Raw genomic sequence first — 26,278 nt, forward strand, 5'->3', positions numbered from 1 at the left:
GCCTCACTCGACCTCGCGCAGGCCCCCGGTGGCGACGTCGTACACGAAGCCGCGCACCGCGTCCCGGTGCGGGATCGCGGACTCGGCGCGGATGCGGGCGATGTTCTGCCGCACGTCCGCGTCGAGGTCGCTGAACGCCTCCGACGCCCAGGTCGGCTTGATGCCCGTCTCGGCTTGGATGGCGAGCCGGAACGCGTCGTCCTCGAACGTCAGCATCCCGCAGTCCGTGTGGTGGACCAGCACGATCTCGCGGGTGCCCAGCAGCCGTTGGCTGATGGCCAGCGACCGGAGCTCGTCCTGTGTGACCACGCCACCGGCGTTGCGGATGACATGCGCGTCGCCCTCGGAGAGGCCGAACAGCCCGTAGACGTTCAGGCGCGCGTCCATGCACGCGACGATCGCCACGTGCCGGGCCGGCGGCAGGGGCAGCGACCCCTTGTCGAACGACTCGGCGTAGCGCTGGGCGTTGCGGAGGAGGTCGTCGGTGACTGTCATCTCGGCCTTTCCGGAGGTGGCGGGGCCCGCGGGGACGCGACGCCAGATGAGCGAGGTTCGTCCTGAAGCGCCGGTGTGCGTCTCATCCTGCCGTGGGGACGAGGACCTCACGCGAGATGGCGGTGGCGATGTCGGCGACCAGCCTGCCGTCGGTGGGGATGCGGAGCACCCAGTCGCCGGCGCGCTCGTCGAGGTGGGCGGCCATCGTCGCGCTGCGCCGCACGTGGCGGCGTAGTTCCCCCACGCGGCCCACCTGATTTCGCGCCAGCATGGCCGTCCCGTCGGGCGCCTCGGCCCGGCGAGGTCTGGGATCTCACACTGAATGGGTACCGTAGGGCGACACACCCCGGCTCGCATGGTCGAGCTGGGCCCCCTCACGTACGTCAGGTCCTCTCTCACCACGACATGGGTCACGACGCCAGAGCCAGAACGCCGCGTGCACGTGCTGCACCTCGCGGGCGGTCGGCTCTCCGTCCAGCCCTGTGGGCCTGGCAGGCCTCGATGGCGCGACATCCGCGCCGCCCCGGCCGCACCTGCACATCCGGCTCCGCCCCTCGTCGCGGAGCCACCTCGACCTGAACGATCCGAGGGCGAACGCCCTCCTGCTCTGGAGTCACTACATGCAATCTGCACACACCAAGAAGTTGGCCTCCCCGCCGCCCGTCCCGCGTGGCGCCCTGCGCATCACGCCGCTGGGCGGCGTCGGCGAGGTGGGCCGCAACATGACGACCTTCGAGTTCGGGGGCAAGATCCTCGTGCTCGACTGCGGCGTCCTGTTCCCTGAGGAGACCCAGCCGGGGATCGACGTGATCCTCCCGGACTTCTCCTCCATCCGGCACCGCCTGAAGGACATCGTCGGCATCGTCCTGACGCACGGCCACGAGGACCACATCGGCGGGGTCCCGTACCTGCTGCGCGAACGGCCCGACATCCCCGTCATCGGCTCCGAGCTCACGCTGGCGTTCATCAACGCCAAGCTGCAGGAGCACAAGATCAAGGCGAACACGGTGCGCGTCGAGGCCGGGGACACGCACAAGTCCGGGCCGTTCGACCTGGAGTTCATCGCCGTCAACCACTCGATCCCCGACGGCCTGGCCGTGGCGATCCGCACGCCCGCCGGCCTGGTGATGGCCACGGGCGACTTCAAGATGGACCAGTTCCCGCTGGACGGCCGCCTCACCGACCTGCGCGCGTTCGGCCGCCTCGGCGAGGAGGGGCTCGACCTCGTCCTGACCGACTCGACGAACGCCGAGGTCCCGGGCTTCATGATGTCCGAGCGCGACCTGGCGCCGGCCATCGACAACGTGTTCGCGACGGCGCCCAAGCGGATCATCGTCTCGAGCTTCGCGAGCCACGTGCACCGCATCCAGCAGGTGCTGGACGCCTCGCACCGCTCGGGCCGCAAGGTCGCGTTCGTCGGGCGCTCGATGGTCCGCAACATGGGCATCGCCAGCGAGCTCGGGTACCTGAACATCCCGCAGGGGCTGGTCGTGGACTTCAAGAAGCTCAGCTCCATGCCGGACGACAAGGTCACCCTGATCTGCACCGGGTCGCAGGGCGAGCCGATGGCGGCGCTGTCGCGCATGGCCAACGGCGACCACCAGATCCGCCTCAACGCGGGCGACACGGTGCTGCTCGCGAGCTCGCTGATCCCCGGCAACGAGAACGCCATCTACGGGATCATCAACAAGCTCACCGACCTGGGCGCGAACGTGGTCCACAAGGGCAACGCGAAGGTCCACGTCTCCGGCCACGCCAGCGCGGGCGAGCTCGTGTACTGCTACAACATCCTCAAGCCGAAGAACGTCGTGCCGTACCACGGCGAGTCCAAGCACCTGCAGGCCAACGCCGAGCTGGCGATCCGCACAGGCGTCGACCCCGAGCGCGTGATCATCGCCCGCGACGGGTCCACGATCGACCTCGTCAAGGGCAAGGCGACGCTGTCCGGTCAGGTCCAGGCGGATTTGGTCTACGTGGACGGCGACACTGTCGGCCGGGCCACCGAGGACACGCTGAAGGAGCGCCGCCGGCTCAGCGACGGCGGCCTCGTCACCGTGCTGGCCATCGTCGACCCGGCCACGAACACGCTGGCCGAGCCGCTCGAGTACGTCACGCGCGGATTCGTCCACGACGAGATCCACCTGGAGAACGCCTCCGCCGAGGTGGAGCGCGCGCTGGCCAAGGCCGCCGCGCAGGGCATCGACGACCTGGAGAAGGTCGAGCACGTGATCTCCGGCGCCGTGTCGAACTATCTGAAGCGCAAGTCGCGCCGCGAGCCGGTCGTCGTGGCCATCGCCGTCGACGCGTAGGCACACCGCATGAGCGGCCCGTCCACACTCGTGGGCGGGCCGCTCGTCGTTCAGGCGTGGATGTCGAACTCCTGCAGCCGCTTGCGGTCCCGCTTGGTCGCCGACGCCTGCAGGGCGAGCAGCTGCGCGTAGATGCCGCCGGTGGCGGCCAGCTCCTCGGGGGTCCCGATCTCGTCGACACGGCCGTCCTGGAGCGTGACGATCCGGTCCACGGCGGAGATGGTGGACAGCCGGTGCGCGATGATCAGCGTCGTCCGGTCCGCCATGAGGCGCTCCAGGCCCTGCTGGACGAGGCGTTCCGAGCGGGAGTCGAGCGAGCTGGTCGCCTCGTCGAGCACCAGGATCGGCGCGTCCTTGAGCATCGCGCGCGCCACCGCGATGCGCTGCTTCTGGCCGCCGGAGAGCTTGAGCCCGCGCTCGCCGATGGGGGAGTCGTAGCCCTGGGGGAACGCGCTGATGAAGTCATGGGCGTTGGCGGAGCGCGCGGCCGCGACCACCTCGTCGTCGGTGGCGTCCGGGCGGCCGTAGGCGATGTTCTCCCGGACCGTGCCCGAGAACAGCGAGGGGTCCTGGAAGACGACGCCGATGCCCGCCCGCAGCTCCTCGAGCGGCAGGTCCGCGACGTCCTTCCCACCGATGCGGATGGACCCGGCGGTCGGGGCGTACAGGCGCATCAGCAGGCTGACCAGCGTCGTCTTGCCTCCGCCGCTCTCGCCGACGAAGGCGATGTGCTCCCCGGGGCGGATCGTGAAGCCGAGGTCGCGCAGCACCTCCGCGCCGCCCGGGTACCCGAACGACACCCCGTCCAACTCGATCTCCGCCGAGCGGCGGTCGATGACGGCGCCGGTGTCCGCGCGGGCGCGGGGCAGCATCGGCAGGGCGTCGGCCTCGGACAGCTCGTCCATCGCGCGGAAGTAGTCACGGCTGCCCGCGATGGCGCGCTGGGAGGCGTCGACCACGTGGCTCATGGAGAACACGGGCTGCCGGGCCATGGTGACGAGCTGGATCAGCAGCACCATCACGCCGATGGTGAACGCCCCGCGCGCGGTCTGCACGAACAGGATCGTGAAGATGCCGAAGAACAGCACGTTGAGCGCGGCGCGCCGGGCAGCGTCCATGCGGTGCCAGTAGCGCGACTGGGCCCGCGTGGTCTCGACGGTGCTGTCGTAGTGGCGGGTGAAGCCGGCCAGCTCGCGACGCTCCTGGACGAAGCTCTTGACGACCCGGATCTGCCCGATGACCTCCGCGAAGCGGCCGCCCGCGAGGTCGAGCTCGCGGTTCTTCTCCGTCTCGAGGGCCTGCCAGCGCGTGCTCGTCTTGGTCGTGAGCCACATGAACAAGGGGTAGATCGACGCGAGCAGCACCGCCATCGGCCACGAGTAGTAGGCCGTCACCGCGAGCACCGCCACGACGGTCAGGACCATCTGGAAGAACATGTTCGCGAACATGTTGAGGAAGCCGGTGACCTCGGTGATGGAGCGCGACAGCCGGTTGATCACGGCGCCGGTCAGCTCGTCGTCGAAGTAGCGCTGCGGCAGGGACAACAGCTTCGCGAAGTACCTGCCCGACAGGGTCGCCCGCAGCCGCGCGGCCATCGTGTCGCCCAGGTAGCCGCCGATATTGCTCAGCAGGGTGGTCGCGAGCTCGGCGGCGAGCAGCGCGGCCGCGAGCCACACCACCGTGGCGACCCCGGACGCCGCGCCCTGGCTGACCGCCACGACGTGGTCGGTGGCGGCTTTGATGACGAACGGCGTCAGGAGGGCGGTGCCGGTGACCGCCACCGAGCACACGATGATCCCGAGGTAGAAGGGCCACAGCTCTCGGGTGGAGCTGAGGACCCGGATGATGCTGCGCACGGTGGCGGGGGCTCCTTGCTGGTGTGGGGCGCGCGAGGGCGCGGCGGGAACAGCCATTCTGCGGCGTCCGGCCGACACGCCGGACCAGCCCTGTGCGCCGCGTCCGGCATCGGCGGCAACGGCTGGCGCGGCCGGCCCGCAACGGCGGCCCGCGACACTAACGCCATGGCGCGCCTTTGTTATCGGGTTGGATGAATGTCCCGCCAGTGCGGGGATCAATGCCGCCTGTTGATATCCGCGGGCGATGTGGGAAGTGGCAGCAATAAAATGCCGAACTCAACTGCTGTTTTCTGCTGTGTTATCATGAACACGCATTGCGGCCCGTCCCCACGACGAGGATCTGCGCACCCGGTGACGTTCTTCGCGGACGCCGCCGTTGGCCACAGGCGCGTGCACGCCGCTCGTCGCGGCGGTGATTCTCTTCGAGAGGGGACTGGTCCACCATGAGGGTCGCGCTGGCAGAGGCGGACGTCGCAGAGGTCGACGCCACGGAGGTGGTGGGCGCCCCGGAGGCAGACGCCGCCGATCTCGAGGGCACGCACGGGTTTGTGCTCTCGGACGCGTCCGTGGAGGACGACCCCGCCCCGATCGTGCACACCGCCGGGGCCTCGGCTGATCCTGTGAAGGACTATCTGCGGCTGATCGGCCGGGTCAAGCTGCTCGACGCCGCACAGGAAGTCGACCTGGGCGGGCGCGTCGAGGTCGGGATGTACGCCACCCACCTGCTGGAGAACGCGGACATCCCCACCCGCGCGACCCGCCGCGAGCTCGAATGGCTCGCCCAGGACGGCCGCCGCGCCAAGAACCACCTCCTCGAGGCCAACCTCCGGCTCGTCGTGTCCATCGCCAAGCGCTATACCGGGCGCGGCATGCCATTCCTCGACCTCATCCAGGAGGGGAATGGCGGTCTGATTCGCGCGGTCGAGAAGTTCGACTACAGCAAGGGCTTCAAGTTCTCGACGTATGCGACGTGGTGGATTCGCCAGTCGATCACCCGGGCGATGGCCGACCAGTCCCGCACCATCCGGATCCCGGTGCACATGGTCGAGCTCATCAACAAGCTCACGCGGTGGCAGAAGCAGATGATCCAGGAACTCGGCCGGGAGCCGAGCACCGAGGAGACCGCCGCCGAGTTCGACCTCACGCCGGAGAAGGTGGAGGCGGCCCTCAAGCACGCCCGCGACCCGATCTCGCTGCAGGCTCCGCTGGGAGAGACGGGGGACTCGGAGTTCGGGGACCTCATCGAGGACTCCGAGGCGATCGCCCCGGCCGACGTGGTCCAGTTCCGGCTGCTCCGCGAACAGCTCAACGGGATCCTCGACACACTCTCCGAGCGCGAGGCGGGCGTGGTGTCGCTGCGCTACGGGCTGTCCGACGGCCGCGTGCGGACCCTGGAGGAGATCGGCGCGGTCTACGGCGTGACCCGCGAGCGCATCCGGCAGATCGAGTCCAAGACCATGTCGAAGCTGCGCCACCCGTCACGCTCCCAGGTGCTGCGCGACTACCTGGACTGAGCCGCGGTCCAGGGTGGGCGCGTCCTGCTCCCCGGTGGTGGGCCTCACGTCGTCGGGATAGGAAGGTCGCATGACAGACCAGACCACCCCCCAGGACCCGACCACCCAGCACCCGCGCCCCGAGCAGGCCCCGGAGCAGATCGCGCACCCCGGTCATACCGCGGACATGAGCCAGCAGCCTGACCACGGCGAGGACACCTACCGTGGATCGGGGCGGCTCGAGGGCCGTCGCGCGCTGATCACCGGCGGGGACTCCGGCATCGGGCGGGCCGTGGCGATCGCCTTCGCCCGTGAGGGCGCGGACGTCGCGATCTCCTACCTGCCCGAGGAGGAGCAGGACGCCCAGGAGACGGTGCGGCTCGTCGAGGCCGCGGGGCGGCGCGCGCTGGCAGTGCCGGGCGACATCCGGGAGGAGGCGCACTGCGTCGACCTCGTGGAGCGCGTGGCGCGCGAGTTCGCCGGCCTGGACATCCTGGTGAACAACGCCGCCTATCAGATGTCGCAGGACGGGGGCCTGCGGGACATCACCACCGAGCAGCTCGACCGGGTGCTCAAGACGAACCTCTACGCGATGTTCTGGATCACCAAGGCAGCCCTGGCACATCTGGGCGCCGGCGCGTCGATCATCAACACCACCTCGATCCAGGCCTACGACCCGAGCCCGCAGCTCCTCGACTACGCCACCACGAAGGCCGGCATCCTCAACTTCACGCGGGGCCTCGCCCAGCAGCTCGCCGACGAGGGCATCCGGGTCAACGCCGTCGCCCCCGGGCCCATCTGGACGCCGCTGATCCCCTCGACGATGCCACCGGAGAAGGTGGAGCAGTTCGGCGCGGACACGCCGATGGGCCGCGCCGGGCAGCCCGCCGAGCTCGCGCCCCTGTACGTGTTCTTCGCCTCGCAGGAGTCGAGCTACGTCACCGGGGACGTGCTGGGAGCCACCGGGGGACGGCTGCTGTCGTGACCCTGTGGCGGCGGGTCAACTGGCCACCTGCAAGAACGTGACCTCTCGCCCGTCCGGGTCCTGCACGACGAACATCCCCGACGTCTCCCCGAGGGTGACCACCTCGGAGTGCGCGATGCCCAAGGCCTCCACGTGGGCCACGGCGTCGACGAGGTCGGGCACTCGCATGCTCAGGTCGCAGCCCGGCGCGGTGCTGGTGACCTCGTCCTCCTCGCGGAGCTGCAGCGCGGTGCTGGGCGTCAGCATGAACACCGACGTGCCGTCGTCGGGCTCCATCGGCTCCACCTCGAGCATCCGCTGGTACCACAGCGTCGACGTGGGCAGGTCGGTGACCACGATGCGCAGGATCACGTGGGACAGGTCCACAGGGCTCCGTTCGCCGGGCGCGGGCATCGGGGATCGCTGGCGGGACGGCTTCCCTGACGTTCCGATTCTGCGACCGCGGGCCGCGGCCGACAAGGGGGCGCGGCGAGGTGTCCGTGAGGGCGGGGCTAGAGGTCCCACCGGGCGGCGTCGGCGACCTGGAGGGTGGCCCACGGGCTGATCCGGCCGGGCTCCTGGGCGAGGCGGCGGAACTCGGCGAACGCGACCCACCGGTGCTCCTCGACCTCGGCGGGGTCGGGGAGGACGACTGTGCCCGCGGGGACCACCGCGGCGTACACGGGGCAGATCTCGTTCTCCACGATCCCGTTGTCCATCACCGCGCGGTAGCGGAACTCGGGGATCACGGGCCGCAGGCCCTCGACCTGGGTGATCCCCAACTCGGTGTCCAGCCGGCGTGTGATGGCCGACTCGACCGACTCGCCGGGGCCGGGGTGGCCGCAGCACGAGTTGGTCCACACGCCGGGGAACGTCTTCTTGTCCAGCGCGCGGCGGGTCATCAGCAACAGGCCGTCGGTGTCGAACACGTAGCAGGAGAAGGCCAGGTGCAGGGGCGTGTCGGCGGTGTGCACCGTCGCCTTGGGCGCGGAGCCGATCGGGCTCCCCGCCTCGTCGAGCAGGACCACGCGCTCCTCGGGCTCAGCGGGGGGCGTGGGGGAGTGATCGACAGGGACGTTCGCCATGTGACGACCATGCCATGGGATGCGCGCCGACGTGGCGCCGGCGCCCCCAGGCGGGCCACTGCTCGCGGGCTAGGCGGCGGACCAGCCCGTCCACCGGTCCACGTGGGCGACGATCGCGGGCCCCGTAGGCGGGCGCCCTTGGTACTGCGGATACCGCGCCGAGAGCTCGGCGACCACCCAGTCATGCGCCGGGCCGTGTGTGACGACCTCGGCGCGCGCGTCGGCCCGCACCCACCACAGGAGCTCCCAGTCGTCCCGGTAGTGGTCGACGAGCAGGCTCACGCGGGGGTTCTCGGCGATGTTGCGCAAGCGCCTCAGGGCTGGGGTGCGCTTGGGCTTGTGGTCGACGGCGAGCAGCACCTGGTCGTCGACGAGCGCGTGCGTCACGGGCACCAGGTGCGGCATCGCGTCGGTGCCAGTGGTCGCCAGGTAGGCATGGTCCGCGGCGGCGAACCTCCGCCGGCACTCGTCAGGGTCCATGCGGCCAGGATGCCCGCCGACGCGTGGCACGGCACGATGCCCGACATGAGCGTGATGCCGGAGGGGGCCGTCGCCGCGATCGGCGCGGTCGTGGCCGGCGCGGGCCTTGTCGCGGTCCTGGCCGGCTGCACGCCACCGTCGTCGCCCCCGCCCACGCCCACGAGCGTCCTCACCTCTCCTCCTGACGTCCCCCGCACCGAGCCGACGCCGCAGCCCCAGCCCTTGCCGCCCGGCGTCACCGTGGAGGTCCGGCAGGCGCGCGTGGAATGGGGGGACCGGATCGTGCGGGTGCGCGTGGCCAACGACACCGCCGAGCCCCTGGTGTTGTCCTCCGCCGAGATCGCCGGGCCACGCTGGACGACCCCTGCGCGGTCGCTGGACCCCGTGGCGGCGGGCGCGGGCGGCGCGGCGGAGATCCGGGTCCGGCTGGGCGAGCCCCGATGCGAGCAGGCGGACGCCGTCGACGTCCTCACGCTCGCCGTCGGGGACGCGGACGACTCCGAGGGCCCGACGGCCGCCGTCCTCGTCCATGCCCTCGACGCCGTGGCCGACCCCCGAGGCGTCCTCACCGCTCGGTGGGCCGAGGACTGCGCCGCCGCAGCGGTGGCCGCCGGCGCGCGCCTGACGTGGTCGCCCGGCCTGGAGGTCGTCGAGGACCCCGCGGGGCTGCGGGCACGGCTCACCCTGCGACTCGAGCCCGTGCCCGGCGGGCCGCGCGTGGAGGTGGCCACGATCGACGCGACGACGCTGCTGTCGCCCGCCAGCGGGACCCAGTGGCATCCGGCGCTGGCCAGCGCCGACGGAGGGCCAGCGACGGCGACGGTCGACGCCATCCCGGCCCGCTGCGACCCGCACGCCGTCGCCGAGGACAAGCGCGGATGGCAGATGCCCGTGCGGGCGAGCGTCGACGGCGTGGCGCAGGAGGTCTTCTACCTGCCGCTGCCCGACGACGGCCGGGCGGCGCTGCACGCCTTCATCGGCCAGGCGTGCGCGTGGCCCCCTGACTGACCGCGCCGAGCGGGGCGCCCGGCGCGAGGAGGCAGACTTCCCCTGTGCCCACCGACCCGATCGCGCGCCTGCTCGCGTCCCCGCCGGACCTCCCGGTCCTCGCGAGCCTGCCCGCGCTCATCGACGCCGTCCGCGCACGCGGCACGGCAGTGGTCCAGGCGCCGCCCGGCACCGGCAAGACGACACTGGCGCCGCCGGCCCTCGCCCTCGCCGTCAGCGGGCGCGTCGTGGTGGCCCAGCCGCGCCGCCTCGCCGCCCGAGCCGCCGCCCACCGGCTCGCGGGGCTGCTCGGGGAGCCCGTCGGCCAGACGGTCGGATACGCGGTGCGCGGTGAGCGCCGCAGCGGCCCGGCCACGCGGGTGGAGGTGGTGACCACCGGCGTGCTGCTGCGCCGCCTGCAGCGCGACCCCGAGCTCGCCGGGGTGGGCGCGGTGGTGCTCGACGAGTGCCATGAGCGGAACCTCGACGCGGACCTCACGCAGGCACTGCTCGTGGACGTGCGCGCGAACCTCCGCGAGGACCTGGTGCTCGTCGCGATGTCCGCGACGGTGGAGGCGTCCCGCACCGCGGCGCTCATCGGGGACGGCTCCCCGGCGCCTGTCATCGAGACCCCGGCGGCCTTGCACCCCGTCGACGAGTTGTGGCGCCCGCCGCCGCCCCGCATCCGACGCGTCGACGAGCGGGGGGTCACGCCGGCCTTCCTCGACCATGTGGCCGCAAGCGTGCGGCAGGCGCTCGCCGAGCGCGAGGGCGACGTGCTGGTCTTCGTGCCGGGCGCGGGCGAGGTGAACGGCGTCGCCCGACGGCTGGCAGGCGTCGAGGCCGACGTCCGCCCGCTGCACGGCAGGCTGCCGCACCGCGAGCAGGACCTCGCGCTGGCCCGGGGGCCCCGCCGCCGGGTGGTGGTGTCGACGGCGGTGGCCGAGTCGTCGCTCACGGGGCCGGGGGTCCGGATCGTCGTCGACGCGGGGCTCGCACGACAGCCCCGCACGGACCACCGGCGGGGCCTGGCCGGACTGGTCACGGTCAACGTCAGCCGGGCGGGCGCCGAGCAGCGCGCCGGGAGGGCGGGGCGCGAGGGGCCGGGCGCCGTGTACCGGTGCTGGTCGCAGGCCGAGCACGCGCAGCTTGCCGAGCACCCGGAGCCCGAGATCATGACGGCCGACCTCACGGCGTTCGCCCTGGAGCTGGCCTGCTGGGGCTCGGCCGACGGCGCCGGGCTCGCGCTGATGGACGCCCCGCCGCCCGCCGCGATGTCCGTGGCGCACAGCACCCTGCGCGCCCTCGGCGCGGTGGGCCCGGACGGGCGGGTGACCGATCGAGGGCGTGCCATCGCGCGGGTGGGCGCCGACCCCCGGCTGGCGCGCGCGCTGATCGACGCCGCCGGGACCGTGGGGGCGCGGCGCGCGGCCGAGGTCGTGGCGATGCTCTCCGCCGACGTCCGGGCGCCTGGGGGCGACCTCGTGGCGGCGCTGCGGTCGTTGCGCCGCGGTGGGCCGGAAGCCCGTGGCAGTGGGTGGCTGGACGAGGTCCGCCGGCTGGAGCGCGCGCTTCCCGGCGCCGGCGCGCGGGCGGTGGCGGCCGAGGGCCACGCGGCGCCGCAAGGGCTCACCGACGACGTCGCCGTCGGGCTGGTCGTCGCCCTCGCGCACCCGGACCGGGTCGCCCGGCTGCGCCCCGGCGGGTCCGCGTACCTGATGGCCTCGGGCACCGGCGCCACGCTGCCCGCCGAGCACTCCCCGCTGCACGGCATCGAGTGGCTCGCCGTGGCCGACGCGGATCGTGGCGCGGGGCGCCGCGACGCGACGATCCGCTCGGCGGCCCCGATCGACGAGGACCTCGCGATCCGGGCCGCGCAGGCGCTGCGACGCGACGAGGAGACGGTGGCGTGGTCGGACGGGCAGGTCGTCGCGCGGCGCACCTCCCGGCTGGGCGCGATCGAGCTGCGCTCGGCGCGGCTCGTCGACCCGCCGGCCGACCTGGTGGTGGCGGCGGTGCGCGAGGGCCTCGACCGGGAGGGCCTGGCGATGCTGCCGTGGACTGACGCGGCGGTGGGGCTGCGCCAACGGCTGGCCTTCCTGCGGTCCGCGCTGGGCGAGCCGTGGCCGGACGTCGGCGACGACGCGCTGCTCGCGCGCGTCGACGACTGGCTGGGACCGGACCTGGCGCGGGTGCGGGGCGCGCGGGACCTGCAGCGCCTCGACATACGCGGCGCGCTGCGCAGGCTGCTGCCCTGGCCTGCTGCCGCACGCCTCGACGAGCTGGCGCCCGAGCGGTTGGAGGCGCCAAGCGGCTCGCAGGTGCGGCTCGACTACTCGGGCGACCAGCCCGTGCTCGCCGTGCGGCTGCAGGAGGCCTTCGGGTGGCGGCGCACGCCCCGCGTCGCCGACGGCCGCGTGCCCGTGCTGCTGCACCTGCTCTCCCCGGCGCGGCGCCCGGCCGCCGTGACCGCCGACCTGGAGTCGTTCTGGCGCACGGGCTATCCGCAGGTCCGCGCCGAGTTGCGCGGGCGCTACCCCAAGCACGCATGGCCGCAGGACCCGTGGACGGCCGAGCCGTCCCGCGGAGTGCGCCGCGGCGGCTGACCGCGGGCCCCCAGCCCGGGCCCTCAACCGCCCGCGGCGCCCGGCGTCGAGGCAGGCACAGCACCCCGGGAGACCAGCACGGTGGTCGCCGCTCGGCGCACCACCTCGTTGCTCACCGAGCCGAGGAGCATGCCGCGGAAGCTGCCGAGCCCGCGGGATCCCACGACCACGAGCTGGGCCTCCGGCGCCGCGGAGAGGAGCGCATGGGCCGGGGCGTCGTCCAGCAGCACGACCTCCACCCTCAGCGCCGGCTGGGCCGCGCGCAGGTCGTCCGCGACCTGTGACACGCGCCGGTGGGCGGGATCGTCGGGCACGGCCTCGTCGCCCGTCACCGGTGGCGGGCGCACACCGCGCCCGTAGGGCTCGGCGATCGGGGGCCGGGCGTGCACCACCACCAGGGGCACACCGCGCGGGGCGGCCTCCCGGGAGGCCGTCGAGGCGGCGGCGAGGGACGCCCGCGAGCCGTCGACGCCCACCACGACGGGGCCGCTCGCGTCGTCCGGCGCCGCGCCGCGCACCACGGCCACCGGGCACTCGGCATGTGCGGTGACGTGGCTGACGACCGAGCCCAGCGGCAGGCGTGGCCCGCGCTCGCCTCCGCCCACCACCAGGAGCTGCGCCTCGGCGCTGACCCCGAGCAGGGTGGGCACCGTCGGCCCGTGCAGCAGGCGGCCCTCGACGTCCAGGCCGGGGCGCCGCTCACGCGCGACTCGCACGGCTCCTGCGAGGCTCTCCCTCGCCTCGGCGTCGAACGAGACGCCGTCCGGCACGTACGGGTACCACCCCCAGCCGGTCAGCTCCTGAGGCTCCTGGTAGGCGCAGACGACCAGGGCCGCCGCGCCGCGCAGCGCCGCCTCGTCCGCGCCCCAGGCCAGCGTGCGCGCACTGTGCGGCGATCCGTCGACCGCGATGACCACAGGACCGGTGGCGTCGTCCATCAGCGCTCCCTCGGGCGTGGGACCAGACCTTCCCACGATGCGCCGCGACGGCGGTTGGCGCACCCGCACACGCAGGGCGTCGCCCGAGCAGGCTCAGGCGTGGCGCAGGACGCTCACCGCGAAGTCCGCGTCGTCGTGCCACGCGCCGAGCTGCCAGGTCGCGAAGCGGTGCTCGACCCGCAGCCCCGCATCGGCCACCGCGGCGTCGAACAGCTCCAGGGGCAGCCTGCCGACCTGGTAGCCGACGACCACGAAGCCGTCGGCGGACACGGCCGCGCCCACCCGGCGCAGCGCCTCGGACTCCGTGCCCCGCACGAGGAAGGGCATCACGTTGCCGGCCAGCACCGCGGCGTCGAAGGGCTCGCCCTCGCCCATCGCGTCCAGGTCGAGGGCAGCGAGGTCCGAGACCAGCCAGCGCGGCCCCGGATGGTCCTGCCGCGCGGCCTCGATGAGGATCGGGTCCACGTCGACGCCGACCACGCGGTGCCCGCGCGCGTGCAGCTCGCCGCCGACCCGGCCCGGCCCGCAGCCCGCGTCGAGGATGCGCGCGCCGCGCTCCACCATCGCGTCGACGAGCCGCGCCTCGCCGGCGAGGTCCTGGCCGGCGGCGGCCATCGCGCGGAATCGCTCGATGTACCAGTGGGAGTGCTCAGGGTTGGTGAGTCCGGGCCAGCCGGCTCCGTCAGACGTGGACATCCCCGTAGTCTCTGCCGCCGTCGGGCCCCTGGCCACTTGCGACACCCGGGCGCCCGTCGAGCGGGGGAACGTCACAGTCCCACTCCGAGAGGCGCACGCAGTCGCGGCCCTCGTGCTTCGCCCGGTACATGGCCGCGTCGGCTGCCGCCAGGACCTCCGCGGCGCTCCTGTCGCCCCGGTGCGAGGCCACCCCCGCCGAGAATGTCGTGTCCGAGAGCTCCGCCCACTCGGCGCGCAGCGTCGCCAGCAGCGTCAGCGCCTGCCCGGGCCGGGTCCGCGTGAGCACCAGCACGAACTCCTCGCCGCCGAACCGGGCCGCGTAGTCCCTGCCGCGGGCCAGCGCCGACAGCGTGTGGCCGAACCGCTCGAGCATGACGTCGCCCGCGGCGTGGCCGAGCGTGTCGTTCACGCGCTTGAAGTGGTCGAGGTCGCAGATCACCACGCAATCCCCGGGGGCGAGCCGGGTGAGCCGCTCGTCGAGGCCGCGTCGGTTGCCGAGCAGGGTGAGGGAGTCCGTCGTGGTGGCGGACCGCAGCAGCTCGGTGGCCTTGCGATGCCGTGACGTGCTCGCCGCCAGCGTGAGGCTGATCGCGAGCCACGCCGCGCAGTAGATGCCCACCCGCAGCCATGCCGAGACGGTGAAGGTCGAGAGGGTGGCGATGTAGGTGATCGTCGCCACGGGCAGGATCGCGACGCCGACCCAGGCACGGTGGAAGAGCCCCACGTAGACGAAGCACACGGGGATGAGGCCGACGTACGCATGGGCGAGGCCCTCGGTCCCCACAGCGATGACCAGCAGGGCGCCAAGGCTCGCCATCGGGAAAACCACTGTGGACACGGCGGGCAGGCTCCGCCACGGTGCCCACAGGCTGGCGGCGAGGAGTGCCAGCGCGGCCACGGCTGTCGACACCCACACCCCCGGCGACCGCTCGTCGACCTGGAGCAGTGGAGCGGTCACTGTGATGACCACCACCTGGAACAGGAGCATCATCCTGCCGACAACCGCCGCCTGGCCCCCGGAACGGGACCATGCGGGTGTGTGGCGCAGGAGCCAGCGCACCGCCGACGAGTCGAGCGCCGTGGAGGCGCTGTCTCTTATACACATACGACGCGGCCGCCGAGCTTACGCGGTCAGAGGTGTATGAGAGACAGGGGCGCACACCGCACCGATCGGCTCCCCGGGCGCGGGCCTGCGGGGTTCGCGACGAGACGTTGGTCACGTCACCCGGTCGGGTGCCGTCGACGGCCCCGTGGGCCCGGCGCTCAGGTCCCCTCGCGGCTGCCCAGCCTGATCGGGATGAAGAACGCGAGGGTGCAGCTCAGGATCCCGGCGGCGAACACCCAGCCGTTGGATCGCGCGAATCCGAGCGAGAACAGCCAGAACCCGAGCATCAGCAGCAGGAAGCAGAGCGCGAACAACGCCGGGCGGGCCTCGGGGGGTGTGGGCCGCGGGGTCTCGTCGTCATCGGAGGATGTCACGTCGCGCTCCCTCACCTGGTCGGCGTCGCGCTGTCCACCCAGGATGCGGCGCCACCCCAACGGGTGCGAGCGTTCGCCCCCGCGGCCAGCGTCAACCTGTCAGCATTGACCCGTGGAGTGCCGGGGATATCTCCTGCGAGCGCCACCCATAGAGGACGGACCGACGCCCCCGCCATGACCACGACCCTGCCCCAGCACATCGACTACCAGCCCCTGCGCGCGGATCCCACCGCCGAGGAGCTCGCGCAGCTCCGGAGCGCCATGGGGGCCGGCGAGTTCGGGCGCCCCTCGCGTGACCGCTACGCCAAGAAGTCGCGCGTGGGCATCGCCATGGCGGCGACGGTCGGTGGGTTCCTCGGGCTCATCTTCGGGATCATGGCGCTCGTGGCCTTCGTCAAGGGCGACAAGGAGGACGCGCTGATCGGCCTGTGGTTCACGGCAGGGGTCGCGGCCATCGGCCTGGTGTGCGGGTGGCTCGCCGACCGCAGCGAGCGCCGTGGATTCGCCGCCATCTGGCGACTGGTGGGCTTCGCGAGGGCCAACGGGCTCCATGTCGAGCCCGAGGCGAAGGTCAAGCTCCTGCCGGGGAGCATCTTCACCACCAAGAGCCACGCCTCCACCAGCGAGAAGGTCAGCTGGACGGCAGGCGGGCACGCTGTGCAGGCCGCTGTCCACCACCGCGCGAGCGGCGGAGCCCAGGCGCGCTCCTTCACCTCCCGCTACCTGGCGGTCCAGCTGGGAGACGTCCCGCGGCTCACCTTCGTCACAGTCGGCCGGCGCGGCGCCGCACGGCCCGCCGCCATCGCCGGCCCTGAGACCACCCTCACGGGCGACCGGGGCGGCCGGGGAACGCTCACGGCCCTCGCCGCCACCACGCCCGCCGCCCGCGCGTTCCTCACGGAGGAGCTCGCCGGGCTGCTGACCGACCCAGACCACCCGTGTCACGCAGAGGCCAAGGGCGGGTGGTTCTTCGCGTACTACCCCGCGAACCAGAAGATGGACGAGGCCTATTGGCGCCACGCGTTCGCGCTCGCGGACGCCGTCGCCCGCGCCCACGAGTCGAGCACGCACAGCATTCCCTGACGTCCGAACGCCTCGACGCGAGGGGAGGGCCAGCGCATGTCCGATGGCCCCAGCCGCGCGTGTGAGCATGGGAAGGTGGAGTGCCACGAGACCTCGCTGGAGTTGCCCGGGCCGGTGGACGCGCGCCTGACGCTGGCCCCGCTGGCACGCGGCCGGTTCGACCCGACGTTCCAGCGCACCGCAGACGGCGCGCTGTGGCGCACCACCCGCATGCCGGACGGCCCCGCCACCTGCCGCATCGTGCAGGCCACGCCCTGGCATGCGCGCCTCACCGCGTGGGGACCGGGGGCGGAGCAGGCGCTCGCGGCCGCGCCGGCGCTGTTGGGCGCGCAGGACGACCTGAGCGACTTCGACCCCCCGCATGAGCTGGTCCGGTCCGCGCACCGCCGCCATCCCGGCCTGCGAATGCTGCGCACCGGGCGCGTGCTCGAGTCGCTCGTCCCGGCGATCCTCGAGCAGCGGGTCATCGTGAGGACCGCGCACGACGCGTGGCGGTGGCTGCTGCTGCGCCACGGGACGGCGGCGCCGGGCCCCGCGCCCGAGGGCATGCGGGTGGCCCCCGACGCGCAGGGGTGGCTCGCGGTGCCGTCATGGGACTTCCACCGCGCCGGCGTCGACCCCCGCCGGGCGCGGACGGTGCGCGAGTGCGCGAGTGTGGCCGCCAGGCTCGAGGAGGCGGCGACGATGCCGCACGCCCTCGCCCGAGCGAGGCTGCGCCTGGTGCCCGGGGTGGGCGTGTGGACGGCCGCGGAGACCGCGCAGCGCGCGTTCGGCGACCCCGACGCGATCTCCGTCGGCGACTACCACCTGGCCGCGCAGGTCGGCTGGGCGCTGACCGGGCAACGCGTCGACGACGATCGGATGCTCGAGCTGCTGGAGCCGTTCCGGCCGCATCGGCAGCGGGTGGTGCGCCTGCTGCTCCTGTCCGGGGCCGCCCGCGTGCCGAGGCGGGGCCCGCGCCTGTCGGTGCAGGACCACCGGCGGAATTGAGCGGGCGGCCGATCGAGCCCGCCGCGCTCAGGGCGTGGTCGGCGGGCTCGTGCCCGGCCCGTCCGTCTCCCGCTCGAGCATCGCCGTGCGCGCGATCACCTGCTGGTGGGTGGCGGTCCGCTCCGAGCGCCCGCTGCCCACGAAGCTCACGGCCCAGTGCAGCAGCGTGGTCAGGCGGTTCTTGAACCCGATGAGGTAGACCAGGTGCACGCCGAGCCACAGCACCCAGGCGGGCACCCCCCACACCTTGCGGTCGCCCAGCTCGGCGACCGCGTAGAAGCGGGAGACGATCGCCATGCTGCCCTTGTCGTGGTAGCGGAACGGCTGGCCGGTGGGCTCGCCGCGCAGCCGGCGGCCGATCTGGCCGGCCGCGTGCTCGGCGCTCTGCATCGCCGCCTGTGCGAGTCCGGGCACCCCGTCGATGGACATCATGTCGCCCACCACGAAGACCTCGGGATGCCCGGGCAGCGTGCAGTCGGGCTCCACGCGGATCCGGCCCGCGCGGTCGGTCTGGGCGCCGGACTGCTCCGCGAGCGTGGCGCCCAGCGGCGAGGCCTGCACGCCTGCCGCCCAGATCTTGGTCCGGGTGTCGATGCGGGTGACCGACCCGTCGGGTCCTTCGAGGTCCACTCCGTCCCGGTCGACCCCCACGACCCGCCGGCCGAGCTGCAGCTCGACGCCCATCGACTCCAGGTGGGCGGCCGCCCGGTCGCGCAGCCGCGGGTCGAAGGGCCCCAGCACCGCGTCCGCGAAGTCGGCGAGGACGATGCGCACGCGCGCGGGGTTGATGCTGCGGAAGTTGTCGCGCAGCGCCCGGTGGGCCAGCTCGGCGATCTGCCCGGCCATCTCCACGCCGGTGGGCCCCGCGCCCACCACCACGAACGTGAGGAGCGCGCTGAGCTCCTCCACCGTGGCGTCGGGGTCTTGCGCGCGCACCTCCGCGAGCTCGAACGCTCCGAAGATGCGGCCGCGCAACTCCAGCGCGTCGTCGACGCTCTTCATCCCGGGGGCGAACTCGGCGAACTCGTCGTGGCCGAAATACGACTGGCCGGACCCCGCCGCCACGATGAGCGAGTCGTAGGAGGTGCGCAGCGTGCCCGCCGGCGACTCGGAGACCACGGTGCGCGCGGCCAGGTCGATCTCGGTGACGGTGCCCAGCAGCACGCGGGCGTTGCGCTGCCGGCGCAGCACCTCGCGGGTCGCGGGAGCCACCTCGCCGACGGACAGCACCCCGGTGGCCACCTGGTAGAGCAGCGGCTGGAACAGGTGGTATCCGGTGCTGGCCAGCACCGTGACCAGCACGTGTTGATGCGCCAGGGCCTTGGTGGCGAAGAGGCCGCCGAAGCCCGACCCGATCACCAGCACGTGGGGGCGCGGCCCCCGGGTCGAGTCCTGGCTCGTCTGCATGGTCCCCCCGCTCGTCGCACGGTCGGCTCGCCATCGACGCTAGGCCCGCGCCCCGCCTCCCGCGCGGCGAGCCGGCGCCCGCCGGGGGTGCGGAGACGCGGGAGGAGCGCGACGCTGGACCGGCCACATCCCGGCACCAGCGACGAGGAGGGCAGCCGTGGGCTTCCAGGGGGTCGTCGAGACGGTGGGGCAGTGCGTGGACGCCGCCGGGGTCGCGGCGATCGTGCTGGGGGCCATCGCGGCGGGCGTCCAAGCGCTGCGCAGGGCCCGGGCGGGCTCGGGCCCGGTCTACCAGCCGTTCCGCCAGCAGCTCGGCCGGTCGATCCTGCTGGGCCTGGAACTGCTCGTCGCGGCCGACATCATCCGCACGGTGGCCGTGAGCCCCACATTCGAGAGCGTGGGCGTCCTGGCCGGCATCGTGCTCATCCGCACGTTCCTCAGCTTCTCCCTCGAGCTGGAGATCACCGGGCGGTGGCCGTGGCAGCCCGCCCCCGACCTGGCCTCCAGCACGGTCCCCGGCACGTCCCACGGCCCCGGATGAGCCGGGCGCGCGTCGGGATCAGCGGATGGGACTCCCCGCCGTGGCGGGGCTCCTTCTACCCGCCCGGCCTGCGGCGGCGCGACGAGCTCGCCTACGCGGCGCGGCGGCTGGGGACCATCGAGGTCAACGGGTCCTTCTACGCCCTGCAACGCCCCGCGAGCTACGAGGCCTGGGCCGCCGCGACGCCCGACGACTTCCTCCTGTCGGTCAAGGGCAGCCGGTTCATCACGCACATCAGGCGCCTCGCGGACGTCGAGGCCCCGTTGGCGAACTTCTTCGCGTCGGGCGTGCTCGCGCTCGGGCGCCGCCTGGGACCAGTGCTGTGGCAGCTCCCGCCGAGCCTCCCGTACGAGCCGGACCGACTGGAGGCGTTCCTCCGCCTGCTGCCGCGCACCACCGCCCAGGCCGCCGACCTCGCGGCCCGCCATGACAAGCGCGTGGACGGCCGGGCGCTCACCACCACGGACGCCGACCGGCCGATGCGGCACGCGTTGGAGGCCCGCCACCCGTCGTACGCGGCGCCGGGCCTCGTCGAGCTGCTGCGCCGCCACGACGTGGCGCTGGTGGCCGCCGACAGCCCCGGGCGCTGGCCGGCACTTGCCGACGTCACCGCCGACTTCGTGTACGTGCGCCTGCACGGCGACACCGAGCTGTACGCCAGCGGGTACACCGACGCCGCGCTCGACCGGTGGGCGCGGCGCGTCCGGGGCCCTGTCCCTTATTCCCCCCTGACCCTGCCGGCCATCTTACGCCTCTGTTCTTCTACTTTTCCTCAACGTCGGCGAGCCGCTCCTCGCCCCCGTCCCGCCCCCGCGCCCCGTCGGGCGCGACGTGCTCGTGTACTTCGACAACGACGCCAAGGCCCACGCCCCGCACGACGCCATGGCGCTGGCCGCGCGCCTCGACGCCAGCGCGCCAGCCTGAGGCCCGCACACCGGTGGCGGGCCTGATCACGATGGGTATCGTCGGATTTGGACCCGAGATTCCCGGGGACCAGGCTGGCCGGACTGGGGAGGGCGGGCACATGGGCCCTGCGTCGAGCCCGCGGTCCCGGTTGGGTCGGGGAGTCCAGCTCATCGTCTACCCGAACAGGTTCGGCGCGACGCTCGCGGGCCTGCAGCGGCTCCTCGACGGCCCGATCCTGCGGGACGTCTTCACCGGCGTGCACCTGCTGCCGTTCTACGTCCCCTTCGACGGCGCGGACGGCGGGTTCGACCCGATCGACCACACCCAGGTCGACCCGCGCCTCGGCGACTGGGACGACGTGCGGGCGCTCGCGGACAGGTACTCGCTGGTGGCCGACGTCATCGTCAACCACATGTCGTCCGCGGCACCGCAGTTCCTGGACGTGATGGAGCGCGGCGACGACGCGGAGCACCCGGGCATGTTCCTGATGATGGGCGACGTGTTCACGCGGGGCGCCACCGAGGAGGACCTGCTGCGCATCTTCCGGCCGCGGCCGGGGCCGCCGTTCACCGTGGTGCCGTGGGGCGCGCGGCGCCGGTTGGCGTGGACCACCTTCACCGCGGACCAGATCGACCTTGATCACTCCGATCCGGAGACCCAGGCCTACCTCGAGCGGGTGCTGCAGGCCCTCGCCCGGGCGGGGGTGCGCATGGTGCGGCTCGACGCGGCCGGCTATGCGGTGAAGACCGCTGGCACCACTTGCTTCCTGACGCCGGCGACCTTCGAGTTCATCCGCCGGTTGACGGGGCGGGCGCACGAGCTGGGCATGGAGGTGCTCGTGGAGGCGCACACCCACTACGCCAAGCAGGTGGCGCTGGCGTCGACCGCGGACTGGGTCTACGACTTCGCGCTGCCGCCCCTGGTCCTCTACAGCCTGTACACCGGCGACGGGGACCCGCTGCGCCGCTGGCTGGGGGTGCGCCCGTCGAACTCCGTGACCGTGCTGGACACCCATGATGGGATCGGCGTGATGGACATCGGGCCGTCCCAGCTCGACGGCCACCAGCCGGGCCTGCTGGCCGTCGAGCAGATCGACCGGATCGTCGAGGGCATCCACGAGCACACCGACCAGGAGTCGCGCGCGTCGACGGGGGCGGGCGCGTCGAACGTGGACGCCTACCAGGTGAACACCACGTACTACGAGGCGGTGGGGCGTGACGACCAGCGGTACCTGCTGGCCCGGGCGCTGCAGTTCTTCATCCCCGGCCTGCCCCAGGTGTACTACGTGGGGCTGCTCGCGGGGCACAACGACCTGGCGCTGCTCGCCCAGACCGGCGTGGGCCGGGACATCAACCGGCGCAAGTTCCTGACGTCGGACCTGGAGGAGCATCTGGCGCGTCCCGTGGTCGCCGCGCTCTTCGAGCTGATCCGGTTCCGCAACGCCCACCCCGCGTTCGATGGCGAGTTCAGCCACGCCGGCGCCCCCGGGGTGATCCAGATGACCTGGGCGCATGGCGGGCACCGGGCCACACTGACCGCGAACCTCATGGCGGGCCGCGCGTCCGTCGCGTGGACCGACGCGCAGGGGCGGCAGCGCCACACGCCCGATCTGCTGGAGCCGGACTGGCACAGCGCAGGCGGCACGTCAGCCTGAGGGGCTCACCAGCACCTCGCCCCCGGCAGCGGCCCGCTCGCCCGTGGAGCGGCGGTCCCAGCCCGGGCGGCGCAGGGCGGAGAGCACGAAGGGCGGCGCCCCCACCACCACGACCAGGGCGGCGATGAGCCACGGGTAGGACTCGACGCCGACCAGCGCGTCGGTCGGCGGGATGAACGCCACCAGGAACCCGGCCAACGACGCGAGGAACCCGATGCCGGCCACGACGGGGAGCGCGGGGACCCGGAACCCGCGGGGGACGCCGGGCTGGGTGCGGCGCAGGATCACCGCTGCCGCGAACAGCATCATGTACATCACCAAGTAGAGCGCCGCGGCCATCGCCAGCAGCACGACGAGCACCGCAGACGCGTCCGGGGTGAGGGCGAACAGCGCGGCGAGCACCGTGACCACCGCGCCCTGCGCGAGCAGGATGCCGTGCGGCGCGCCCGTCGGCCCCACGCGTTGCAGCAGCGGCGGCAGCAGCCCGGACTGGCCCGCCAGCGCGAGGCCGCGGCTGGGCCCGGCGGCCCAGGCGATCGCCGAGCCGACAGCGCCGACCGCGAGGAGCGCCAAGACCACCGGCACGGCCCACGCCGCGCCCCAGTGGTCCAGGTAGCGGTGCAGGGCGAGGTTGACGGCGCTCAGGCCCGTGTCATCCCGCTCCACGGCGAGGGAGATCGCGACGGCGGGCAGCACGAGGACCCCGACCACCAGGGCCGCGGCGGCCGCCATCGCACGCGGCACGCTCCGCGCCGGCTGCCGCGCCTGGTCGACGTGCGCGGCGCCCACCTCGAGGCCGGTGAACGACAGCACCCCGGACACGAGCAGCACGATCGAGGCGGCCCCCGTGTACGGGGGCACGAGCTCGGTGGCGTCCAGGCTCACCTCGGACTGCTGGCCGGTGGCGACCCACCCCAGGCCGAGGCACACGAGCAGCGCGGCGGGCAGCAGGACGCCCAGCGCGCCCGCCCAGGCCGCCACCCGGGCGAACATCGTCCCCCCGCGCGCGACGAGCAGCGTGGACCCCCAGAACAGCACCAGGATCACCAGCGCGGCGCCCAGGCCCGAGGAGGTCGCCCCAGGCCCGGTGAACGCCAGGGCGAGGCACGCCGCCGCGAAGGCGAGGAGCACGGGGATGCGGACCACGCCCTGGACCCACTGGAGCCAGGCCGCCGCCAGCCCCCAGCGCGGCCCCAGGCCCTCGCGCGCCCACACCGCCACACCACCCCGCCACGAGCTGCCGAGCTCGGCGGCCACGAGCGCGACCGGGACCAGGAACAGCGCGGCCGGCACGAGCAGGAACGGCACGGCGCCCAGCCCGTACGCGGCCATCGTCGGCACGGTGCTCATCGAGACGACGCCGACCACCGCGAGCAGGGCCAGCTCGGACGTCCCCAGCAGACCCCGCCCGCCGCGCGCCCACGGGCCCGGGCGCCGGCGCGCCCGGGCCCGGATCGGCTGGACCGGCTCCGACTCCTCGATGGCGGGCGCGTCGTCGCCCGCAGACGAGGCCCGCCCGCTCGCCACCGGTGACGCTCAGTGGTGGAACGCCGACTGCGGGGCCTCCTGCGGGACGGCGCCCTCGAGGCCGTCCAGGTACTGCGTCTGCGTCTTGATGTCGTTGAGCAGCAGCGCGGCCAGGTCCATGCTCAGCCCGTTGCGCACCACGATCCGCTGCACCGTCACGTTCGACAGGTCGTCCGGCAACGGGTACGCCGGGACGAGCCAGCCGCGTGTGCGCAACCGGTCCTGCAGGTTGTAGAGGGTCCACTTGTCCGTGTAGCCCTCCTTGATCCGCCAGGCGAACACCGGGATGTCGCTGCCGTCGTTCCACAGCTCGAACGGCCCGAGCTCGGAGATCCCCTTGGACAGGAACAGCGCGACGTCCTGCGAGGCCTTCTGGACCTCGAAGTACCCCTTCCGGCCCAGGCGGAGGAACAGGTAGTACTGCAGCAGCACCTGCGCGCCCGGCCGGGAGAAGTTCAGCGCGAACGTGGGCATGTCGCCGCCGAGGTAGCTCACGTAGAAGATCAGCGACTCCGGCAGGTACTCCTTGTCACGCCACACCACCCAGCCGAGCCCCGGGTACACCAGGCCGTACTTGTGCCCGGACGTGGAGATCGAGTGCACCCGGTCGACCCGGAAGTCCCAGGCGAGCTCGGGCTGCAGGAACGGGGCGACCATCGCGCCCGAGGCGCCGTCCACATGGATCGCGATGTCCAGGCCGGTCTTCTCCTGGATGCGGTCGAGCGCCTCGGCGACCTGCTGCACCGGCTCGTACATGCCGGGGTACGTGACGCCCCGGATCGACACCACGCCGATCGTGTTCTCGTCGACGTACTTGTCCAGGTCGTGCCCGTCGAGCGTCTTGTGCTCCTCGGGGATCGGCACCAGGCGCGGCTCGATGTCCCAGTAGTTGCAGAACTTCTCCCAGCAGACCTGCACGGCCGAGCTCATCACCAGGTTGGGGTGATCAGTGGACTTGCCGTCCTTGCGCCGGGCCTCCTGCCAGCGCCGCTTGAGGGCCAGGCCCCCGAGCATGCACGCCTCCGAGGAGCCGATCGTCGAGCACCCGATGGTCTTCGAGATGTCCGGGGCGTGCCACAGGTCGCCGAGCATCTTCCAGCAGGTCTGCTCGATGGCGGCGGTCTGGGGGTACTCGTCCTTGTCGATCATGTTCTTCTGGAACGCGTCGTTGTAGAGCTTGATCGCGTGCTCGTCCATCCAGGTGCCCACGAAGGTCGCCAGGTTGAGCCGCGCGTTGCCGTCGAGCATCGTCTCGTCATGGACGATCTGGTACGCGGTGGCGGGCAGCATCGACTCCTCGTCGATGGACGTCCGTGAGGAGACGGTGCCCTCGCCGCGTCGGGCGAAGATCGGGTCCGCGGCGTTCAGGCTCTCGTTCAGGCTCTCGTTGGTCGACATCTCTCATCCTCCTGTGGCCCCGTGGCCGGGCCTCGTTCGAACGGTCGCCCGTGACGTCGCCGCCGCGGCCGGTGATCAGCAGGGGGTGGGGCGCAGGGACGCCAAGGCGCCCGGCCAGGGCTATGCCCGGCCGGTTCGAGGGGCGCCGGTCACAGGGAGGGTGGGCGCCACCCGCGGACGCGTGCCCGCGTCAGGGGGGCGGAGTCCGAGAGGTCGTCGTGGGTGGTGTCATGTCTGCCCCCTTACTTCCACCCTGCGTCAAGCCAGGCTACGTCCGACCACGACGACCGGCGCGCCCAGCCCGCGGCGCCCGCTCACAGCCACTTGCGGTTGCGGAAGACGGCGAACAAGACCACCGAGCAGGTCGCCATGAGGCCCAGCGCCATCGGGTAGCCGAGCGGCCAGTCGAGCTCGGGCATGTTCGCGAAGTTCATGCCGTAGACCCCGCCGACGAGGCTGGGGGCGAACAGGATCGCCGCCCACGCGGAGATCTTCTTGACCTCCTCGTTCTGGACCAGGCTCGCGCTCGTCATCGCGCGCATCTCCTCGTTCTGCCGCTCGGTCACCACCGTCGCATTGAGGGTCAGCGCGTTCTCCAACAGCGCCCGGTAGTAGTCCACCTTCTCCACGATGCGCTCCACGTGGTCCTCGACGTCGCGCAGGTGGCGGCGCAGATCTGCGTCGACGCCGTACTTGTCGAAGCCGCCCCGCAACGCGGCGAGCATCCGGAGCAGGGGATGGGTGGCCCGCTGGAACAGCATCACCTCGCGGTAGAGCTGGTAGATGCGCCGGGACACGTCCGGCTTGCCGGCGAACACGTCGTCCTCGATCTCATCGATGTCATTGCGCAGCCCGTCCACCACCGGCGCGTACTCGTCGACGATCTGGTCGAGGATCGCGTACAGCACCGCCTCGGGGCCCAGGCGCAGCAGCTCGGGGGAGGCCTCCATGCGCCGGCGCACCTTCGCCAAGTCCGGCGACTCGGCGTGGCGCACGGTCACCACGAAGTCCGCGCCCGTGAACACGTGGAGCTCTCCGAACTCCACCCGCTCGTCCTCGTCGACATACCGCGCCGGCCGCAGCACGGTGAACAGCACATCGCCGTACCGCTCCAGCTTGGGGCGCTGATGCGCGCTGATGGTGTCATCGACCGCCAACGGGTGGATATCGAACTCGTGGGCGATCGAGTGGATCTCCGCGTCGTCCGGCCGGTACAGCCCGATCCACGCCATGCCGCCCTCGCTCGCGAGCAGCTCGTACGTCACGTCGAGCGACTCCGGCTCGGCCCGGCGCCGGCCGTCCACGTAGATGGCGTTGTCGATCACTGTCATGGGCGAAGACCTCCAAGTGCGGGCCGCACGGCGCATGCCGGCCGTCGGCCAGA

General features: G+C 72.9%; 23 protein-coding genes and 1 pseudogene. 10 read left to right on the forward strand and 14 right to left on the reverse strand.

Annotated elements, in window-relative coordinates; translation table 11 throughout:
* Positions 1-3: 3 nt before the first annotated feature.
* Positions 4-495, reverse strand: coding sequence for a beta-class carbonic anhydrase (locus BN3788_RS16305; RefSeq protein WP_066588406.1), 492 nt, complete (start codon positions 493-495; stop codon positions 4-6).
* An 82-nt stretch (positions 496-577) separates the two neighbouring features.
* Positions 578-739: a hypothetical protein gene (locus BN3788_RS19410; RefSeq protein WP_159066913.1), complete on the reverse strand. Its 162-nt coding sequence runs from the start codon at positions 737-739 to the stop codon at positions 578-580.
* Between the two features lie 376 nt (positions 740-1,115).
* On the opposite strand from BN3788_RS19410, the gene BN3788_RS16310 reads away from it, so the two are divergent.
* On the forward strand, positions 1,116-2,804 hold the full coding sequence (locus BN3788_RS16310; RefSeq protein WP_066589615.1) for a ribonuclease J: 1,689 nt from the start codon (positions 1,116-1,118) through the stop codon (positions 2,802-2,804).
* A 50-nt stretch (positions 2,805-2,854) separates the two neighbouring features.
* Here BN3788_RS16310 and BN3788_RS16315 read toward each other — a convergent pair whose 3' ends face one another.
* Complete coding sequence (locus BN3788_RS16315) at positions 2,855-4,660, reverse strand: ABC transporter ATP-binding protein (RefSeq protein WP_187138396.1); 1,806 nt, start codon at positions 4,658-4,660, stop codon at positions 2,855-2,857.
* 440 nt (positions 4,661-5,100) lie between these two features.
* Between BN3788_RS16315 and BN3788_RS16320 the strand changes: the two are divergent.
* Together BN3788_RS16320 and BN3788_RS16325 are read left to right on the forward strand one after the other, a co-directional pair.
* Positions 5,101-6,174 (forward strand): annotated as a pseudogene (locus tag BN3788_RS16320) (RNA polymerase sigma factor); the annotation flags it as partial.
* 70 nt (positions 6,175-6,244) lie between these two features.
* Complete coding sequence (locus BN3788_RS16325; RefSeq protein ID WP_066588410.1) at positions 6,245-7,138, forward strand: SDR family oxidoreductase; 894 nt, start codon at positions 6,245-6,247, stop codon at positions 7,136-7,138.
* 15 nt (positions 7,139-7,153) lie between these two features.
* On the opposite strand, the gene BN3788_RS16330 is transcribed toward BN3788_RS16325, so the two are convergent.
* The 3 genes from BN3788_RS16330 to BN3788_RS16340 all read right to left on the reverse strand — a co-directional run bounded on the left by BN3788_RS16330 (position 7,154) and on the right by BN3788_RS16340 (position 8,682).
* Entirely contained in the window at positions 7,154-7,504 is a 351-nt protein-coding gene (locus BN3788_RS16330) for a VOC family protein (RefSeq protein WP_066588413.1), read from the reverse strand.
* A gap of 125 nt (positions 7,505-7,629) precedes the next feature.
* The gene (gene idi / locus BN3788_RS16335) at positions 7,630-8,202 is read right to left on the reverse strand and encodes an isopentenyl-diphosphate Delta-isomerase (RefSeq protein ID WP_066588415.1); all 573 of its coding nucleotides are present in this window, start codon (positions 8,200-8,202) and stop codon (positions 7,630-7,632) included.
* A gap of 69 nt (positions 8,203-8,271) precedes the next feature.
* Entirely contained in the window at positions 8,272-8,682 is a 411-nt protein-coding gene (locus BN3788_RS16340; RefSeq protein ID WP_066589618.1) for a TIGR03668 family PPOX class F420-dependent oxidoreductase, read from the reverse strand.
* A gap of 45 nt (positions 8,683-8,727) precedes the next feature.
* Here BN3788_RS16340 and BN3788_RS16345 point away from each other — a divergent pair, with 45 nt between their 5' ends.
* Positions 8,728-9,690, forward strand: coding sequence for a hypothetical protein (locus BN3788_RS16345; RefSeq protein WP_147525154.1), 963 nt, complete (start codon positions 8,728-8,730; stop codon positions 9,688-9,690).
* Between the two features lie 44 nt (positions 9,691-9,734).
* Complete coding sequence (gene hrpB, locus BN3788_RS16350; protein ID WP_199824802.1) at positions 9,735-12,275, forward strand: ATP-dependent helicase HrpB; 2,541 nt, start codon at positions 9,735-9,737, stop codon at positions 12,273-12,275.
* A 23-nt stretch (positions 12,276-12,298) separates the two neighbouring features.
* On the opposite strand, the gene BN3788_RS16355 is transcribed toward hrpB, so the two are convergent.
* The 4 genes from BN3788_RS16355 to BN3788_RS16370 form a co-directional block, all read right to left on the reverse strand.
* Positions 12,299-13,213, reverse strand: coding sequence for a universal stress protein (locus tag BN3788_RS16355; protein WP_066588423.1), 915 nt, complete (start codon positions 13,211-13,213; stop codon positions 12,299-12,301).
* Between the two features lie 93 nt (positions 13,214-13,306).
* The gene (locus BN3788_RS16360; RefSeq protein ID WP_066588426.1) at positions 13,307-13,909 is read right to left on the reverse strand and encodes a class I SAM-dependent methyltransferase; all 603 of its coding nucleotides are present in this window, start codon (positions 13,907-13,909) and stop codon (positions 13,307-13,309) included.
* The gene (locus BN3788_RS16365; protein ID WP_159066914.1) at positions 13,896-14,900 is read right to left on the reverse strand and encodes a GGDEF domain-containing protein; all 1,005 of its coding nucleotides are present in this window, start codon (positions 14,898-14,900) and stop codon (positions 13,896-13,898) included. Before BN3788_RS16365 ends, BN3788_RS16360 begins: the two co-directional genes overlap by 14 nt.
* Positions 14,901-15,172: 272 nt before the next feature.
* Positions 15,173-15,388 carry a hypothetical protein gene (locus BN3788_RS16370; RefSeq protein ID WP_147525155.1) on the reverse strand — a complete coding sequence of 72 codons (216 nt, stop codon included), beginning with the start codon at positions 15,386-15,388 and terminating at the stop codon, positions 15,173-15,175.
* A 174-nt stretch (positions 15,389-15,562) separates the two neighbouring features.
* Here BN3788_RS16370 and BN3788_RS16375 point away from each other — a divergent pair, with 174 nt between their 5' ends.
* Positions 15,563-16,471: a hypothetical protein gene (locus BN3788_RS16375; RefSeq protein WP_066588433.1), complete on the forward strand. Its 909-nt coding sequence runs from the start codon at positions 15,563-15,565 to the stop codon at positions 16,469-16,471.
* Between the two features lie 75 nt (positions 16,472-16,546).
* A complete protein-coding gene (locus tag BN3788_RS19130) occupies positions 16,547-17,461 on the forward strand; it encodes a DNA-3-methyladenine glycosylase family protein (protein WP_199824803.1) in 915 nt (304 codons plus the stop codon).
* Positions 17,462-17,488: 27 nt separating this feature from the next.
* Here BN3788_RS19130 and BN3788_RS16385 read toward each other — a convergent pair whose 3' ends face one another.
* Positions 17,489-18,868: an NAD(P)/FAD-dependent oxidoreductase gene (locus BN3788_RS16385; RefSeq protein ID WP_066588436.1), complete on the reverse strand. Its 1,380-nt coding sequence runs from the start codon at positions 18,866-18,868 to the stop codon at positions 17,489-17,491.
* Between the two features lie 157 nt (positions 18,869-19,025).
* On the opposite strand from BN3788_RS16385, the gene BN3788_RS16390 reads away from it, so the two are divergent.
* From BN3788_RS16390 to gtfA, 3 genes are all read left to right on the forward strand, one after another.
* Complete coding sequence (locus BN3788_RS16390) at positions 19,026-19,409, forward strand: DUF1622 domain-containing protein (protein WP_066588441.1); 384 nt, start codon at positions 19,026-19,028, stop codon at positions 19,407-19,409.
* Positions 19,406-20,359 (forward strand): DUF72 domain-containing protein, encoded by a 954-nt coding sequence (locus BN3788_RS16395; RefSeq protein ID WP_082813012.1) that lies wholly within the window; start codon positions 19,406-19,408, stop codon positions 20,357-20,359. Before BN3788_RS16390 ends, BN3788_RS16395 begins: the two co-directional genes overlap by 4 nt.
* Positions 20,360-20,433: 74 nt before the next feature.
* A complete protein-coding gene (gene gtfA, locus BN3788_RS16400; RefSeq protein WP_066588444.1) occupies positions 20,434-21,969 on the forward strand; it encodes a sucrose phosphorylase in 1,536 nt (511 codons plus the stop codon).
* Here the strand turns inward: gtfA and BN3788_RS16405 are convergent.
* The 3 genes from BN3788_RS16405 to BN3788_RS16415 all read right to left on the reverse strand — a co-directional run bounded on the left by BN3788_RS16405 (position 21,961) and on the right by BN3788_RS16415 (position 26,225).
* Positions 21,961-23,496 (reverse strand): APC family permease, encoded by a 1,536-nt coding sequence (locus tag BN3788_RS16405; RefSeq protein WP_066588447.1) that lies wholly within the window; start codon positions 23,494-23,496, stop codon positions 21,961-21,963. The genes gtfA and BN3788_RS16405 overlap by 9 nt on opposite strands.
* A 9-nt stretch (positions 23,497-23,505) precedes the next feature.
* Positions 23,506-24,894 carry a glutamate decarboxylase gene (locus BN3788_RS16410; RefSeq protein WP_066588450.1) on the reverse strand — a complete coding sequence of 463 codons (1,389 nt, stop codon included), beginning with the start codon at positions 24,892-24,894 and terminating at the stop codon, positions 23,506-23,508.
* 314 nt (positions 24,895-25,208) lie between these two features.
* Positions 25,209-26,225 (reverse strand): magnesium and cobalt transport protein CorA, encoded by a 1,017-nt coding sequence (locus BN3788_RS16415; RefSeq protein ID WP_066588457.1) that lies wholly within the window; start codon positions 26,223-26,225, stop codon positions 25,209-25,211.
* Between the last annotated feature and the right edge of the window lie 53 nt (positions 26,226-26,278).

This window comes from Cellulomonas timonensis, from assembly GCF_900046455.1.
GTDB classification, from domain to species: domain Bacteria; phylum Actinomycetota; class Actinomycetes; order Actinomycetales; family Cellulomonadaceae; genus Cellulomonas_A; species Cellulomonas_A timonensis.

Coding starts and splice junctions, on each gene's coding strand:
- BN3788_RS16305 (WP_066588406.1), bottom strand. CDS start 495: ATGACAGTCACCGACGACCTCCTCCGCAACGCCCAGCGCTACGCCGAG.
- BN3788_RS16310 (WP_066589615.1), top strand. CDS start 1,116: ATGCAATCTGCACACACCAAGAAGTTGGCCTCCCCGCCGCCCGTCCCG.
- BN3788_RS16325 (WP_066588410.1), top strand. CDS start 6,245: ATGACAGACCAGACCACCCCCCAGGACCCGACCACCCAGCACCCGCGC.
- idi (WP_066588415.1), bottom strand. CDS start 8,202: ATGGCGAACGTCCCTGTCGATCACTCCCCCACGCCCCCCGCTGAGCCC.
- BN3788_RS16340 (WP_066589618.1), bottom strand. CDS start 8,682: ATGGACCCTGACGAGTGCCGGCGGAGGTTCGCCGCCGCGGACCATGCC.
- BN3788_RS16345 (WP_147525154.1), top strand. CDS start 8,728: ATGAGCGTGATGCCGGAGGGGGCCGTCGCCGCGATCGGCGCGGTCGTG.
- BN3788_RS16355 (WP_066588423.1), bottom strand. CDS start 13,213: ATGGACGACGCCACCGGTCCTGTGGTCATCGCGGTCGACGGATCGCCG.
- BN3788_RS16360 (WP_066588426.1), bottom strand. CDS start 13,909: ATGTCCACGTCTGACGGAGCCGGCTGGCCCGGACTCACCAACCCTGAG.
- BN3788_RS16365 (WP_159066914.1), bottom strand. CDS start 14,900: ATGATGCTCCTGTTCCAGGTGGTGGTCATCACAGTGACCGCTCCACTG.
- BN3788_RS16375 (WP_066588433.1), top strand. CDS start 15,563: ATGACCACGACCCTGCCCCAGCACATCGACTACCAGCCCCTGCGCGCG.
- BN3788_RS16385 (WP_066588436.1), bottom strand. CDS start 18,868: ATGCAGACGAGCCAGGACTCGACCCGGGGGCCGCGCCCCCACGTGCTG.
- BN3788_RS16395 (WP_082813012.1), top strand. CDS start 19,406: ATGAGCCGGGCGCGCGTCGGGATCAGCGGATGGGACTCCCCGCCGTGG.
- gtfA (WP_066588444.1), top strand. CDS start 20,434: ATGGGCCCTGCGTCGAGCCCGCGGTCCCGGTTGGGTCGGGGAGTCCAG.
- BN3788_RS16410 (WP_066588450.1), bottom strand. CDS start 24,894: ATGTCGACCAACGAGAGCCTGAACGAGAGCCTGAACGCCGCGGACCCG.
- BN3788_RS16415 (WP_066588457.1), bottom strand. CDS start 26,225: ATGACAGTGATCGACAACGCCATCTACGTGGACGGCCGGCGCCGGGCC.